The 14,047-nt window shown below is 43.4% G+C and carries 14 protein-coding genes; 8 read left to right on the plus strand and 6 right to left on the minus strand.

From position 1 onward, the window contains the following. Window positions 1-4: 4 nt before the first annotated feature. The 5 genes from IGJ42_RS04460 to IGJ42_RS04480 form a co-directional block, all read right to left on the minus strand. The gene (locus IGJ42_RS04460; protein ID WP_086332124.1) at window positions 5-484 is read right to left on the minus strand and encodes an ECF transporter S component; all 480 of its coding nucleotides are present in this window, start codon (window positions 482-484) and stop codon (window positions 5-7) included. After that, window positions 481-1,269 (minus strand): bifunctional hydroxymethylpyrimidine kinase/phosphomethylpyrimidine kinase, encoded by a 789-nt coding sequence (gene thiD / locus IGJ42_RS04465; protein ID WP_086299203.1) that lies wholly within the window; start codon window positions 1,267-1,269, stop codon window positions 481-483. The genes IGJ42_RS04460 and thiD overlap by 4 nt, the downstream gene beginning before the upstream one ends. A gap of 103 nt (window positions 1,270-1,372) precedes the next feature. Next, a complete protein-coding gene (zwf, locus tag IGJ42_RS04470) occupies window positions 1,373-2,899 on the minus strand; it encodes a glucose-6-phosphate dehydrogenase (protein WP_008377369.1) in 1,527 nt (508 codons plus the stop codon). Window positions 2,900-2,908: 9 nt separating this feature from the next. Next, a complete protein-coding gene (locus IGJ42_RS04475; protein ID WP_008377371.1) occupies window positions 2,909-3,556 on the minus strand; it encodes a metal-dependent transcriptional regulator in 648 nt (215 codons plus the stop codon). A gap of 142 nt (window positions 3,557-3,698) precedes the next feature. Continuing rightward, window positions 3,699-4,934 carry an aminopeptidase gene (locus IGJ42_RS04480; protein WP_005237260.1) on the minus strand — a complete coding sequence of 412 codons (1,236 nt, stop codon included), beginning with the start codon at window positions 4,932-4,934 and terminating at the stop codon, window positions 3,699-3,701. 231 nt (window positions 4,935-5,165) lie between these two features. Here IGJ42_RS04480 and IGJ42_RS04485 point away from each other — a divergent pair, with 231 nt between their 5' ends. Then, complete coding sequence (locus IGJ42_RS04485) at window positions 5,166-5,741, plus strand: TetR/AcrR family transcriptional regulator (protein WP_005228861.1); 576 nt, start codon at window positions 5,166-5,168, stop codon at window positions 5,739-5,741. 54 nt (window positions 5,742-5,795) lie between these two features. Here the strand turns inward: IGJ42_RS04485 and IGJ42_RS04490 are convergent, their stop codons facing one another. Continuing rightward, on the minus strand, window positions 5,796-6,242 hold the full coding sequence (locus IGJ42_RS04490; protein ID WP_005237258.1) for a flavodoxin: 447 nt from the start codon (window positions 6,240-6,242) through the stop codon (window positions 5,796-5,798). Window positions 6,243-6,418: 176 nt separating this feature from the next. Between IGJ42_RS04490 and map the strand changes: the two genes are divergently transcribed. The 7 genes from map (at window position 6,419) to IGJ42_RS04525 (ending at window position 13,984) form a co-directional block, all read left to right on the plus strand. After that, window positions 6,419-7,183: a type I methionyl aminopeptidase gene (gene map / locus IGJ42_RS04495; protein ID WP_086332125.1), complete on the plus strand. Its 765-nt coding sequence runs from the start codon at window positions 6,419-6,421 to the stop codon at window positions 7,181-7,183. A gap of 80 nt (window positions 7,184-7,263) precedes the next feature. Continuing rightward, on the plus strand, window positions 7,264-8,187 hold the full coding sequence (locus tag IGJ42_RS04500; protein ID WP_005237256.1) for a YihY/virulence factor BrkB family protein: 924 nt from the start codon (window positions 7,264-7,266) through the stop codon (window positions 8,185-8,187). Window positions 8,188-8,206: 19 nt separating this feature from the next. Continuing rightward, window positions 8,207-9,433 (plus strand): glycosyltransferase family 4 protein, encoded by a 1,227-nt coding sequence (locus IGJ42_RS04505; RefSeq protein WP_086332126.1) that lies wholly within the window; start codon window positions 8,207-8,209, stop codon window positions 9,431-9,433. A 286-nt stretch (window positions 9,434-9,719) separates the two neighbouring features. Next, window positions 9,720-10,706, plus strand: a complete 987-nt coding sequence (locus IGJ42_RS04510) for an aldose epimerase family protein (RefSeq protein ID WP_061053870.1) — start codon at window positions 9,720-9,722, stop codon at window positions 10,704-10,706. Window positions 10,707-10,847: 141 nt separating this feature from the next. After that, complete coding sequence (locus tag IGJ42_RS04515) at window positions 10,848-11,294, plus strand: CopY/TcrY family copper transport repressor (RefSeq protein ID WP_008377382.1); 447 nt, start codon at window positions 10,848-10,850, stop codon at window positions 11,292-11,294. Window positions 11,295-11,331: 37 nt separating this feature from the next. Further along, a complete protein-coding gene (copZ, locus tag IGJ42_RS04520) occupies window positions 11,332-11,541 on the plus strand; it encodes a copper chaperone CopZ (RefSeq protein WP_005237251.1) in 210 nt (69 codons plus the stop codon). Between the two features lie 118 nt (window positions 11,542-11,659). After that, window positions 11,660-13,984, plus strand: a complete 2,325-nt coding sequence (locus tag IGJ42_RS04525; protein WP_086332127.1) for a heavy metal translocating P-type ATPase — start codon at window positions 11,660-11,662, stop codon at window positions 13,982-13,984. Window positions 13,985-14,047: the final 63 nt, after the last annotated feature.

Below are 14,047 nucleotides of genomic sequence, written 5' to 3' on the forward strand. Positions count from 1 at the left end.
AGAATCACCTTTCATTTAAAGAAAACTTTTTCGTGCGGCGCAAGGCATGCGTCAGCGGTAAAGCAACGATGCTGCCAAAGACCGTTTGGATCAAATTACTTGGAATCGAGGCGATCCCAGCGCCTAAACCGAATAGTAAAACTGTTGCTGCTGCGTAGCCGGCGATCATGATCAAGCTGCCGACAATGACGGCTGCTAGTGGCCGGTGGCTCATTCTGCCTACGATCCAGCCTTGTACACCATGAATCACGATGGAAAAGAAGGCCCATTCAGGGTAACCTGATAGAAAATCAATGATGCCGCCGCTCATTCCACCGACGAAGGCCCCGGCGCTAGGTCCGAACAAAAGGGCCGAGATATAGATCCCTGCTTCACATAAGGTCACAAAGCCCTTCGTTTGTGGAACAGGAATGATAAAGGTCAAAGAAAGTGCACAGGTAAGCGCCGTCAGCATAGCGATCATGGTTAGGTTTCTTACTTTCATAGGTGTTCCTCCTTTTTAAAATAGGCGAGCTGATTGACGTTGCCAGAGGTTCCTAAAGGCAGACCGTCTTCGATCCCTGCCCAAACAAATGCTTTTGCAGTTTGAACAGCTGTTTCCAATGAAGTGCCTTTGGCAAGTAAAGCGGCAATCGCCGATGAAAGGGTACACCCAGCACCGTTGGTAGTCGTTCGGGTACTTTTTTCTGCTTCGAAAACAGTATATTGCCCAGAGTGGTATAAAAGGTCGTAGGCTCTTTCTCCAGTTAGTCGACTGCCACCTTTGATCAGGATATTTGGGGCACCCAATGCATGGATTTTTTTCGCCGCGGTTTTCATTTCCGCCAACGTCGTAATGGTTTGACCAGAGAGGTGCTGAGCTTCGAGTAGATTAGGTGTTACTAATGCTGTGTAAGGAAACAATGAGATCAATCCTGCTTGATAGGAGTGGTTAAAGGCAGTATCTCCTTCTTTAAAGGCAAGAACTGGATCGAGCACGATCGGTCCGGTAAATGTTTGTAAAAAATCCCGCAGCAATTCAATGATGGCCGTTTGATGAAGCAGCCCGATTTTGATTGCATCTAGGGATACGGTCGAACGCAGCGAATCCAATTGTGCTCGGATCACAGGCTCAGGAAGATCATGGAACAAAAGATTATCGTTAATGGCGACAACACAGGTCAATAAGGCATGACCAAACACCCCGAATTCCTCAAATGTTTTCAAATCCGCCGTCATGCCGCCGCCTGCCAAACTGTCAAGACCGGCGATCGATAAGACTTGTTTCATCTATGCTGCTCCTTTCGTTTCTCATTTCTTTCTATTATAAACAGTTGGTAAAAAAGAAAAACGGCCAATTGGATGTTTTTTCCTCATCCAATTGACCAATTGCTTATTTTTCATTTAGTAAATCTCGCTCACGATACCATTCATCGGGGCGCCAGATCCATTCAAAACCATCGGCAGCTAAGAGATCATAGGCAGCTTGGGGTCCCATCGTTCCTGCGGCATAGTTTGGAAAATCAGGCGTTTCTTGGTCCCAAGCGTGACGGATCACATCAACGATGCGCCAAGATTGGGCAACTTCATCCCAATGGGTAAAGTTAGTGCCATCCCCGTTCAAAGCATCTAAAATCAATTTTTCGTAGGCTTCAGGGGTGTTTTCGACGATTTCAGTACTATTCCGATAATCGAGCTTCACTGGCAATGTCTCAAACCCTTGGCCAATTTCTTTTCCATTCAAGGAAAGAGAGAAGCCTTCTGTCGGTTGAATGTAGATTGTCAGCACATTCGGTGCCAAACTCTCGTTTTGCTTTTGTTCATTCAGGTCTTGCTTAAAGACATTGACAGGGACTTGTTTAAAGACAATGTTGATGCGAGTGCCTTTTTCCGTCAAGCGTTTCCCGGTTCGTACATAGAAAGGTACGCCGGACCAGCGGAAGTTGTCGATCAAGAATTTTCCAGCAACGAAGGTTTCAGTTGCCGATTCTTCATCGACATTGGCTTCTTCTCGGTAGCCAGCAAATTCCTTATCTTCTAATTGTCCTTTGGCGTATTGACCACGAACGAAGTGTTGTTTCACTTCTTCTTCGGAGTAAATACGGATCGCATTTAAGGCTTTGATTTTTTCCGTCCGTAATTCTTTTTCAGAAAAAGCCACTGGCGGTTCCATGGCTAATAAGGAAAGGATCTGCAGAATATGGTTTTGGACCATATCTTTCAAGGCACCGCTCTTATCATAATACCCACCGCGTTCTTCAACACCTAAGTTTTCTGCGATATTGATCTGAACATTGTCAATGTACCGATTGTTCCACATCGACTCAAAAATGTTATTGGCAAAACGAATCGCAGAAATGTTTTGGATCATTTCTTTTCCTAAATAATGATCGATCCGGTAGATTTCTTGCTCTGTAAAGACTTGATTGATCTCTTCATTCAATTCTTTTGCTGAGTCGTAGTCGCTTCCAAATGGTTTTTCGATGATCACCCGATGGTAGCCGTCAGTATCCAGCATTCCTTGGGATTTCAAGTGAGAAACGATCGTCCCAAAGAAATTAGGGGACATTGCTAAGTAAAAAATCTGATTGCCTTCTAAATGGTATTTCTGATCTAAGGTTTCCGCCAAATCCTTTAATGAATCATAATGACTCGTATCTGTTACATCATGTGATTGGTAGTAGAAATGAGAAGCGAATGTCTCTGCTTGCTCTTGTGAGTCGCTCAATTCTTTGATCGTACCTATCACTACTTCACGATAGTGTTCATCCGACCAAGGACGGCGAGCAGTACCGATGACTGCAAAATCTTCTTTCAAATCGCCTTTTTTGTACAACCGAAACAAAGAAGGGTATAGTTTGCGTTGGGCAAGGTCGCCCGTACCGCCAAAAATCGTAAAAAGGACCTTTTTTTCCATCATCTTCACTCCTTACAGTTTATCAACAAAAATCGTGCTGGCGGCTTTGTAGCTGACAGCAATTTCTTTTGTGTCATTTTTGATCGTAATCGGACCCTCGTATGCTGCCGCATCGATGATCTCGTATTCTTCATGAATATTCAATTGGATCGAAACAAGGTAATCCAGCAGTTCTCGTTCATCAAGGACACGGGCGATACGAATCTTGGTTCCTACCGGGTAGGAACTCATGGTGTTTTTTTCGCCTTCGTGAATGAGTTCTCCTTGTTCGGGGATCATGCCGCCATGTGGGCAATACCGAGGATGATCAAGGTAGGCTTCTAAGCGGCTCGCCAGTGTTTCCGAGGTGACGTGTTCTAAAACTTCTGCGTCATCATGAACTTCATTCCATGAGTAATGCAGGTGCTCCACAAGAAAGACTTCCCATAAACGATGCTTGCGGATCAGAGCACTTGCAGAAGCTAAACCAGTTTCAGTCAACTGTACCCCTTGATAAGGTGAATGTTCCACTAAGCCTTCTTTTAATAATTTTGAAATCATTTCACTTACTGAAGCTGCTGAGACGTCCAGACCTGACACGATTTGTTTGTTATTGATTTTCTTTTGGTCACCACCAAGCTCCAAGATGAGCTTTAAATAATCTTCACGATTTGGTGTCATCGGATCCATCCTCTCTTATCAAAGACTATCAAAGTAGATTTTATCAAAAAAGCCGGCTGATTACTACGAAAAAACCCGCCGGTTTCCAATATTCTATGTAAAAGAAGGCCGAGGGGAGCAACTCCACCTCAGCCTTTTTTTATTAAGCCCAGTCACCATTGCGAAAGACAGGAATCGTGGTGCCATCTTCTCTGATGCCATCGATGGACATTTGGTCAGAGCCAACCATGAAATCTACGTGGGTTTGGCTGCGGTTCAAACCAGCAGCTGCCAGTTCTTCTTCACTCATCTCAGTGCCGCCTTGCAAGCTGAAGGCATAAGCGGATCCTAAAGCCAAGTGGTTTGAGGCATTTTCATCGAACAACGTATTGAAGAAGATGATGCCGGATTGTGAGATAGGGGAAGGATCAGGAACTAATGCGACTTCACCTAAAGATTTTGCTCCTTCATCGATTGCTAGCAGTTTGCCTAACACTTCTTCGCCCTGTTCCGCAGAAAAGTCCACGACTTTGCCGTCTTTGAAGGTGAACTTCATCCCAGAGATGATGGTGCCTGCGTAGCTCAATGGTTTCGTACTTGAAATATAGCCATCGATGCGACGATTATCTGGGGCAGTAAAGACTTCTTCTGTTGGCATGTTCGCCATGAATTTTTCATTGCGGGTATTGTAACTGCCAGCACCTTCCCACAAGTGGTTTTTAGGCAAACCGATGATCAAATCGGTACCAGGTGCCGTATAGTGCAGAGCACTGAATTGTTCTTTGTTTAATTCTTCGGCTTTAACTTGCAAGGTTTCATCGTGTTTTTTCCAAGCTGCGACAGGATCTTCTTCATAGATACGCGTCGTTTTGAAAATTTGATCCCAAAGCTTGTCTTGTGCTTCTTCAGGGGAAGCATCAGGGAATACTTTTTGGGCCCAATCTTGACCAGCCGCCGCAACCACAGTCCAGCTGACTTTGTTGGCTTGTGTTGCTTGACGCAATTTCATCATCGCTTTACCAGAAGCTGCTTGGAAGGTTGCCACTCGGTCTGAGTCGACGCCCGCTAACGCATCTGGATTCGCGGAAACGACACTGATACGGCTGGCACCTTTTTCAACCCAGTCTTCCGTTTGATCAATTTTGTGCTGAGGAATCGTAGACAAACGATCTTCGGCCGCATGAGTAAGAAATTCTTTTTGGATCTCATCGTCGGTCCATTGGACGATTACTTCGTCTGCACCTAATTCATACGCTTTTTTCGTTAATAGACGAGCTAAAGGTGCTTGGTCCACGGCGATTTGGATGACGATCGTGTGCCCTTTTTGGACATTTACGCCAACTTCAGTGATCAGTTGGGCATATTTTTCAAGGTTCTGATTAAAGTTTGGTAAAACCATTAAAATTCCTCCATTTATTCTAAATTTATAACTGTCTTCATGATAGCACTAAGTATTTTTGAAAACAAACGAAAAAGTGAGCAAAAAAACAGTGGTCTTCAAATTGAAAAACTGGAAACACTAAGGGCAATAATTTTAAAAGTTTTTTTGCAAACTTAAAAAAACATGATACAATAAGTAAAAGGTATTTCTGAAAGCGATGTATAGCAGAATTAAGGAGATTAAAAAATTATGGCAAGAAAGAAAACTATTACTAGAGACCAGATTTTAAAAGCTGCCTATGAAGTTGTCGCAACCGAAGGATTTACACGTTTTACCGCACGCAATATCGCAGCGAAGATGAAATGTTCAACGCAACCGATCTACTTAGAATTTAAAAATATGGATGACTTAAAAAATGCATTGATCAATCAGATTTACGACTACTTAGCGACAGAAGTTTTTCCAGTTGAAAGACGGGGAGATGTCATCGTTGACTTAACGCTAAATTATATTGGCTTTGCAAATAAAGAAAAACGATTATACCGAGCGCTATACTTAGAAGAGCATGGTGGTGGGGATTCCATGCAACAGTTTTCATTTGACCTTTTTGTGAAATCAGTGAAAAAAGAACCAAAATATCAAGATCTATCTGATGTAAAATTACAATCTTTGCACACCGGTGTCTGGATCGTCGCTACTGGCTTAGCGGCATTGATGTCTTCGGGAATCATTCATCCGACAGAAGATCAGATTGCTAAGCTGATGACGGAAACCACCGATAATATTTTAGCAAGAGAAACACCCATCGATATCAGTTATCATTAAGCAAACAATAAACCTCCGGCAGAATCAAGTGATTTTGTCAGAGGTTTTCTTGTTTTATTCAGCGAATGCTTCTGCTAGTTTTTTGGCAAAGGCTTCTAAGTTTTGAATATCGTCTTCTTCTGCAGCCAAGTCAACTTTGACGCTGTCAGCTCCTTTTGTCGCACCAGTTTTGCTAAAGGCGGCTTCAAAGTCGTCAACCGATTTACAAAAGTCATCATAAAAAGTATCACCGGAGCCGCAGACTCCAAAGATTTTGCCGCTTAAATCAAGTTCTTGCAAATCTTCATAAAAATCGACGATCTCATCCGGTAGCTCCCCGTCTCCATATGTATACGTTGCGACGATACAGATATCGGCATCTTCAAAGTCATCTGCATCCACTTGGGTACACTCATTCATTTCTACTTCCATGTCAAGATTTTCAAGGGCTTCAGAAACGATATCCGCAATTTCTTCCGTATTCCCCGTCATGCTTGCATAGACGATTTTTGCTAAAGCCATGGGCTTTTTCCTCCAATCTCATTCCTATTCTCAAGGAAAACTCTCTTACAGATTATAGCAAATGCACGAAAGTTTGAAAACAAAACTTGAAAAACTCTTTACAATGTCTGTGAATTTTGTAAAATAAGGGATTTCTATGGTAAAATAAGAGGAATTTAATTAAGGGAGACGAGAACATGATTACATTAAAATCTGCCAGAGAAATTGACCGCATGGCCGAATCCGGCGCGCTGTTAGCAGATGTCCACAAACAATTACGCAGTTTCATCAAACCAGGTATCACGAGTTGGGATATCGAAGTGTTTGTCAGAGATTATATTGAAAGCCACGGCGGCATCGCTGCCCAAATTGGTTTTGAAGATTACAAATATGCCACTTGCTGCAGTATCAATGATGAGATTTGTCACGGATTTCCTCGAAAAAAACCATTGAAAGACGGCGATCTGATCAAAGTCGATATGTGTATTGATTTAAAAGGTGCCATTTCTGATTCTTGCTGGAGTTATGTCGTAGGGAACTCGACGCCTGAGATTGATCGATTAATGGAAGTAACCAAAAAAGCGTTGTATCTAGGAATCGAACAAGCGCAAGTGGGCAACCGAATCGGTGACATCGGTCATGCCATTCAAACCTATGCGGAAAAAGAAGGGTACGGGGTTGTGCGTGATTTCGTAGGACACGGCATTGGCCCAACGATCCATGAAAGTCCGATGATCCCTCACTACGGAGAAGCCGGCAAAGGGTTACGTTTAAAAGAAGGAATGGTTATTACCATCGAACCTATGATCAATACAGGGACGTGGAAAATGAAAATGGATTCTAATGGCTGGACCGCCTATACATTAGATGGCGGCTTAAGCTGCCAATATGAACATAGTTTGGCGATCACCAAAGATGGTCCGAGAATTTTAACTTCTCAAGGAGAAGAAGGAACCTACTAAATTTTGGTGGTAGGAGACTTCTGATTGTTATGTATGACAAAGAAAAAAAAGGCAGATGATTCGCTGGCGGAGGAAGAAACATGAAAATCGTTGATAAAGTAAAAAGCAATCAAAAGCTGATGCGTTTCATCGAAACGACGCAAAATAGAATAACTGATTCAGAAATGGGGACCACTTCGGTCGTCGTGGCCTACTATTTATTGCTTTCACTTTTCCCGTTAATGATTGCGCTGGGGAATCTTTTGCCTTATTTATCAATTGATCCGAACACGGTTTTATCTTATGTACAGGAATTGATCCCGAATCAAATCTATGATTTTATCGGCCCAGCGATCGAAAATCTCCTCACCACAAGCTCTGGTGGATTGTTGTCGATCTCCGCTTTAGCGGCGTTGTGGTCCGCGAGTCAAAGTATCAATGCCTTGCAAATTGCGATGAACAAAGCCTTCGGTGTGGACCAGCGTTCCAATTTTATCGTGGTGCGCGCAGTATCATTTGTGATCATCCTGCTCTTTATGATTGCGATCGTTGGGGTTACGATGGTATTTGGGCTTGGAAAAATCATTCTTGATTTTTTGCAGCCGATTTTTAAGTTTCAAGACAATCTGATCGATACGTTCCAAACAGTCAAATGGCCAGTCACGATCGTTGCTTTGCTGTTTATCATGATGCTGATCTATTGGTTAGTGCCTAATGCAAAGGTCAAGTTGCGTTCGACTTTGCCGGGGGCGATCTTTGCAACGATTGGCTGGATGTTGCTGTCACAAGTGTTTGGCTTATACGCCCGTTACTTTGCTGCGAAAATCATTGGCTATCAAATTATTGGAAGTTTTATTGTTTTAATGATCTGGTTGAATCTTGCTGCGACGATTATTATCTTGGGTGGAATCATCAACGCAGTGGTAGAAGAGTATGTATCAGGACAAGAGATCAAAGAACGAACAGATCCTGTTCAGCGGATTTCTTCGAAAATCGAAGATACATTTACCAATAAAGAGAAATAACGGAAAGCGAGAATAAACGATGGATTTTGCATTCAAATTTGTAATGCGCTTATTTATAACAATGATCGTGTCTTTAATCCTAACACCGATCATTAAATTGATCTCTTTTAAGATCGGCGCAGTCGATCGACCAGGAGATCGCCGAATCAATACCAAAACAATGCCGACCGCAGGGGGATTAAGCATCTTCCTCTCCTTCTCTTTTGCATTGCTTTGGGAATTTCGCGCAATGATTCCCTTTGACTACGTCTGGCCAATGCTTTTAGGGGCAGCTATCGTCGTAGTTACTGGATTATTGGATGATATCTTCGAGTTGACTCCTATGCAAAAAACGCTAGGCTTGACGTTAGCGGCTTTGGAGATCTATTTTGTTGCCGGCATCAAAATCAGTACGGTTTCGATCCCTTATCTGGGGGTTTTTGATTTGGGCTGGCTTGGATTGCCTATGACGATCTTGTGGATTTTGGCGATCACAAATGCGGTCAACTTGATTGATGGTTTGGACGGTCTAGCGAGTGGGGTCTCCATTATCAGTCTGACGACCATTGGGATCATCAGTTATTTCTTTTTACCAAATTCAGTTGAAGTACCAATGGTGATCTTTACATTAATTGCCGCAATCGTTGGTTTTTTTCCTTACAATTTTTATCCAGCTACGATTTTTTTAGGGGATACTGGGGCACTTTTTCTAGGTTTTATGATCTCCGTCTTATCGTTGCAAGGGTTAAAAAATGCGACCTTCATTACAGTGATCACCCCGATGTTGATTTTAGGGGTACCGATCACTGATACCGTCTATGCCATGATTCGTAGAAAATTCAATAAGCAAAAGATCTCATCAGCGGATAAAATGCACTTGCATCACCGCTTACTTTCCTTAGGGTTTACCCATCGAGGAACAGTTTTGACGATCTATGCCTTGGCAATGGTATTTTCATTTATTGCATTATTGATGAATTATGCCAGCAACACAGCAATCATTTTACTGATCATCAGTACAGGCTTCGGCATTGAATTGTTTATCGAATTGATTGGTTTGGTTGGAGAAAATCGTCAACCATTGATGTGCGCACTGAAATTCCTTGGAAACCGTCGATTCAGGCAAAAAGTCCTCATGGCACGTGCGGAAAAAAGACAAGACAAGCAAGAAGAGGAAAGCGAGGATTTGGATTTGGCTTCCAGTGCTTCTCAAATCAAAGAAAAGCGACGAAAGAGAAAACATTACCAAGCAAAACACAAAAAATAAACGATACAATTGCGGCATAGGAGCCCAACAGGCGAAGCGAATGTGATTGATTATTGAAGAAAAGACAGGAGCAGCCAGCGCTTCTCCTAGTACTTTCTCTCACGATCAGCTGACCATGATTCAATCAACCAGTTGGGCATTCTTGCCGCTTTTTATTTGTGTGAAAACGGCCCGGCATAAAATGAATGCCTACTGAATCCGTCCGTCTTGAATTGACGGATCTAGCCCTTAACGGCTATACTTAAAAAGAGTAGTAGACTAAACAAAGAAAGAAGGATATGAACGAATGCCAAATGTGAAACAAACGACCTCAGAAAAAATGGGAACGATTTATGAGCTTTCCAATGATAGCGGTACCATCGTAAGGCTGAGTCCCGAAGGCGCACGCTTATTGGATTGGGTCGTTCCAGTAGAAGAAGGCCGCGACATTGTGGTCGGTTATGATACGATCGAAGGACATCGCCAAGCACGCTATTATGGTGCAACGATCGGTCCAGTAGCGGGAAGGATCGCAGGTACCCGCTTTGAGGTTGAGGGGCAAGAATACCAAACGGAGGACAATGATGGCGGCAATACGCTTCATGGTGGTTCAAAGGGGCTTGACACGGATATCTGGATCGCTGAAACTTTTGAGGAAGCAGACAGAGCCGGCGTGATTTTTACTACCTCACGACAAGATGGCGACGGCGGCTTTCCAGGAAATGTTCGTTATCAAGTCACCTATACGTTGACTAATGACAATGAACTATTGCTTGCATATGACGCTAACACAGACAAAGCGACTTTATTTAACCCAACGAACCACGGTTATTTCAATTTGACAGGTGATACCCAACAGCCGATCGATGACCACTTGGTTCAAATCAATGCCGAACATGTGGCTGAAACGAACGATGACGTGACGACCACCGGTGAAAAAACGCCTGTCGCAGGCACAAAGTTTGATTTTAGACAAGAACGCCCAATGGGAACGACCATGTTGGATGATCCATTCTTATTGGATCATGAGCAAGAGTGGGATCTGAAAGTAACCAGTCCCGATCAAAAAGTGCAGCTGACTGTAACTACTGACCGTCCTGCTGTTGTTATTTACACAACAGGTGAGGGAGAAGCTGGGGCCCCAATGAAGACCGGTCCTTTTGCCAAACATGGCGGGATGGCGATCGAAACACAAGGTGTTCCTGGCTCTGAGAAATTCACCCACTTTGGTGAGATCGTGCTGCGCCCAGAAGAACCCTTCCACTCTGTGACGACGTATCAGGTCCACTTTTAAACGTTGGAACCAAACCATTTTTAACGAAATAGAAAAAAGCATTGCCAAAATGCAGAAAGTTTGGCGATGCTTTTTTTTGACAAAATACGATTACAGATGTAAACTTAAAAATGTGAATCAGTTATGAAAGGAAGTGGACAAATGCAATCAGTGGTCGAACCAATCAAAATCAGCGATTCTGAATGGGAAGTCATGCGTGTGATTTGGACATTGGGACAATCCGATGCGAAAGAGATCACCGCTTTGTTAAGCGAAAATAAAAATTGGAAAGCAGCGACAGTCAAAACGCTTTTAGGACGACTTGTTAAAAAAGGCGTATTGAAAACAGAAAGCCAAGGGAAAAAGTTTGTTTACTCGCCACTTGTTTCAGAAGAAGCCACTGTTCGCAGTGCAGCTGAGAATCTTTTTTCTCATATTTGTGCCAAAAAAGTCGGACAAACATTAGCAGAAATGATCCAAGAAGCAGCATTGACGGCAGAAGATTTGGCGATGCTCCAAGCAGCAGTCGACCAAAAAGTGCCAGTAGCAGCGATTTCGTGTAATTGTATTCCTGGTCAGTGCCAATGCAAAACCCATGCAACAAAATAAGTAGCCAACAAACTGTTAAAAGAAATGAGGAATAGTAATGAAAAAAAATATGCAAATCAGCGGAATGAATTGCGCCCATTGTGCCGCAAAAGTTGAAAAAGCCTTAAATGAAGTACCGGGTGTGAAAAAAGCTAAAGTCGACTTGAAAAAAGCTCGTGGGACGGTCAAATTTGACGAGTCGCAAGTGACAGAAACAGCCTTAATCAGTGCAATAACTGAAGCTGGTTATCAAGGTGTTTTTGAATAAGCGATGCAAACGCTAAAGTGATAAGGAGAAAAATCTAGAAAGTCCAGCCGCTTGAAGCTTTTGTATGAAGGCGCAAGACTGTACGGATATTCAGTGAAATAGGAAGGGGAATACTAGGATGAATCAGAAAAAAACGTCACCTGCAGACAATCGTCAGACGTCAAGCCATCATAGGCATGAACCTAGGAATGAGCAGGATAATAAAGGGCAAGAAGGACTCACACACCCACAGGCGGAGGAAGTCCCTGAGCCCCGAAGCCATGAGATGAATGGGGTGGATCATCAATGGGCGACATCAAAACTGCAGGAGCATGAAAGCGCCGATAGTAACCATGCTCACATGGATCATGAGGTTTCCAGTATGGACCATAGCCACATGGATCATGAGATGTCTGGCATGGATCATAGCCACATGGATCATGAGATGTCTGGCATGGATCACAGTCATATGGATCATGAGATGTCTGGTATGGATCATAGTATGCATATGGGAAATTTTAAGCAAAAGTTTTGGCTATCCTTGGTTTTGGCGATTCCAATCGTCATTTTATCACCAATGATGGGTATCGAATTGCCCTTTCAGTTCACGTTTCCCGGCTCAGATTGGGTTGTATTGATTTTAGGAACGATCCTGTTTTTCTATGGGGGGCAACCGTTTTTAAGTGGTGCAAAAATGGAATTGAAACAAAAAAGCCCAGCCATGATGACTTTGATTGCTATGGGGATTACGGTTTCTTATTTTTATAGTCTTTACGCGTTTATCGCTAATCATTTTCTTGCTGTTCCTCATGTAATGGATTTCTTCTGGGAACTAGCGACTCTGATCGTGATCATGTTGTTGGGGCATTGGATCGAGATGAATGCCGTTTCTAATGCCGGCAATGCATTACAGAAATTAGCAGAACTGTTGCCAAAAGAAGTGATTCGGAAAAATGCAGATGGATCAGAAGAACAGATTCCATTAGAAGAAGTGACCAACAAAACACAGCTGATCGTTCGCTCAGGAGATAAGATTCCTACAGACGGAACGATTCTTGAAGGGGAAACAACGATCGATGAGTCGGCAGTTACCGGTGAATCCAGACGGGTACCTAAAACCATCGGCAGTACTGTCATTGGAGGATCTGTCAACGGCAATGGTTCCATTACGATGGAAGTCACAGGGACTGGCGAAGACAGCTATTTGGCAAAAGTCATGGAAATGGTACGAAAAGCCCAAGCTGATAAATCCCGCTTAGAAGCACTTTCGGACAAAGTGGCGAAATGGTTGTTCTATATCGCCTTAGTTGCTGGTGTTTTGGCCTTTGCTGTATGGCTGTTTGTTGCTGACCTACCGACTGCTCTTGATCGAATGGTCACGGTATTCGTCATTGCCTGTCCCCATGCGTTAGGCCTAGCGATTCCCCTCGTTGTGGCTCGTTCAACATCGATCGCTGCCAAAAACGGCTTGCTCTTAAAAAATCGCAACGCATTGGAGAATGCGCATCATGTTGATTATCTGATCCTTGATAAGACCGGTACGTTAACAGAAGGAACGTTTACCGTAACTGGCATCGAGGCGACAGGCAGCCTTTCTGCATCAGAAGTACTAGCTTACCTAGCAGGTCTTGAGAAAACCGCCAATCATCCGATCGCAGAAGGTATTTTAGCCCAAGCAGAAAAGGAAAACATCATAGCCAAAAAGGCGAATGATGTTCAAACAAGGACGGGTATTGGTCTGGAAGGCGTAATCGATGGACAAAAGTGGTTGATCGTCAATCAAAAAGGATTGGAGCAATTAACCATCCAGTATCAAGGGAAATCCTTGGAAAATTATCAAGAGCAGGGCAATACCATTAGCTATTTGGTTCATGACGGCAAAGTGGAAGGAATCGTCGCATTAGGGGATAAGGTGAAACCAGAAGCGAGTCAATTTATTCAAAAAGTGAAAGACTTAGGCATCACGCCAGTTATGGCTACTGGGGACAACCAAGAAGCGGCGCAAGCCGTAGCCGATTACCTAGGAATCGAAGACTTCCATGCGGCAATGTTACCAGACGATAAAGAACGTCTAGTCAGTGACTATGTCAAAGAGGGCAAGCGCGTCGTAATGGTAGGCGATGGGATCAATGACGCCCCAAGTCTTGCAAGAGCGACGATCGGGATTGCGATCGGAGCTGGAACCGATGTAGCGATCGATTCAGCCGATGTCGTTTTGACGAATAGCGAACCTCAAGACATCTTGCACTTCTTGACTTTGGCGAAAAAAACAAGGCGCAAGATGATTCAAAATCTCTGGTGGGGCGCAGGATACAATATTTTTGCTATTCCTTTGGCAGCTGGCGTGCTCGCACCAATCGGGATCATTTTGAACCCAGCAGTCGGAGCTGTCTTGATGTCTATGAGTACGATCATCGTTGCCATCAATGCAATGACCTTATCAATCGAAAAAAGCGGCGATTAGCCGCTTTTTTGTTTCTTTTCCTAGGAGCAGTGAAATACCTCTATAATCTGCTTCTGGATTTAT

It is taken from the genome of Enterococcus sp. DIV1067f (genome assembly GCF_050543505.1).
GTDB classification, from domain to species: domain Bacteria; phylum Bacillota; class Bacilli; order Lactobacillales; family Enterococcaceae; genus Enterococcus_D; species Enterococcus_D entomosocium.

Bases quoted from the DNA above. Each gene is read 5' to 3' on its own strand.
- IGJ42_RS04500 (WP_005237256.1), top strand. From the start codon at position 7,264: ATGAAAATCGTTGATAAAGTAAAAAGCAATCAAAAGCTGATGCGTTTC.
- thiD (WP_086299203.1), bottom strand. From the start codon at position 1,269: ATGAAACAAGTCTTATCGATCGCCGGTCTTGACAGTTTGGCAGGCGGC.
- IGJ42_RS04475 (WP_008377371.1), bottom strand. From the start codon at position 3,556: ATGACACCAAATCGTGAAGATTATTTAAAGCTCATCTTGGAGCTTGGT.
- IGJ42_RS04510 (WP_061053870.1), top strand. From the start codon at position 9,720: ATGCCAAATGTGAAACAAACGACCTCAGAAAAAATGGGAACGATTTAT.
- zwf (WP_008377369.1), bottom strand. From the start codon at position 2,899: ATGATGGAAAAAAAGGTCCTTTTTACGATTTTTGGCGGTACGGGCGAC.
- copZ (WP_005237251.1), top strand. From the start codon at position 11,332: ATGAAAAAAAATATGCAAATCAGCGGAATGAATTGCGCCCATTGTGCC.
- IGJ42_RS04460 (WP_086332124.1), bottom strand. From the start codon at position 484: ATGAAAGTAAGAAACCTAACCATGATCGCTATGCTGACGGCGCTTACC.
- IGJ42_RS04525 (WP_086332127.1), top strand. From the start codon at position 11,660: ATGAATCAGAAAAAAACGTCACCTGCAGACAATCGTCAGACGTCAAGC.
- IGJ42_RS04505 (WP_086332126.1), top strand. From the start codon at position 8,207: ATGGATTTTGCATTCAAATTTGTAATGCGCTTATTTATAACAATGATC.
- map (WP_086332125.1), top strand. From the start codon at position 6,419: ATGATTACATTAAAATCTGCCAGAGAAATTGACCGCATGGCCGAATCC.
- IGJ42_RS04485 (WP_005228861.1), top strand. From the start codon at position 5,166: ATGGCAAGAAAGAAAACTATTACTAGAGACCAGATTTTAAAAGCTGCC.
- IGJ42_RS04480 (WP_005237260.1), bottom strand. From the start codon at position 4,934: ATGGTTTTACCAAACTTTAATCAGAACCTTGAAAAATATGCCCAACTG.
- IGJ42_RS04490 (WP_005237258.1), bottom strand. From the start codon at position 6,242: ATGGCTTTAGCAAAAATCGTCTATGCAAGCATGACGGGGAATACGGAA.
- IGJ42_RS04515 (WP_008377382.1), top strand. From the start codon at position 10,848: ATGCAATCAGTGGTCGAACCAATCAAAATCAGCGATTCTGAATGGGAA.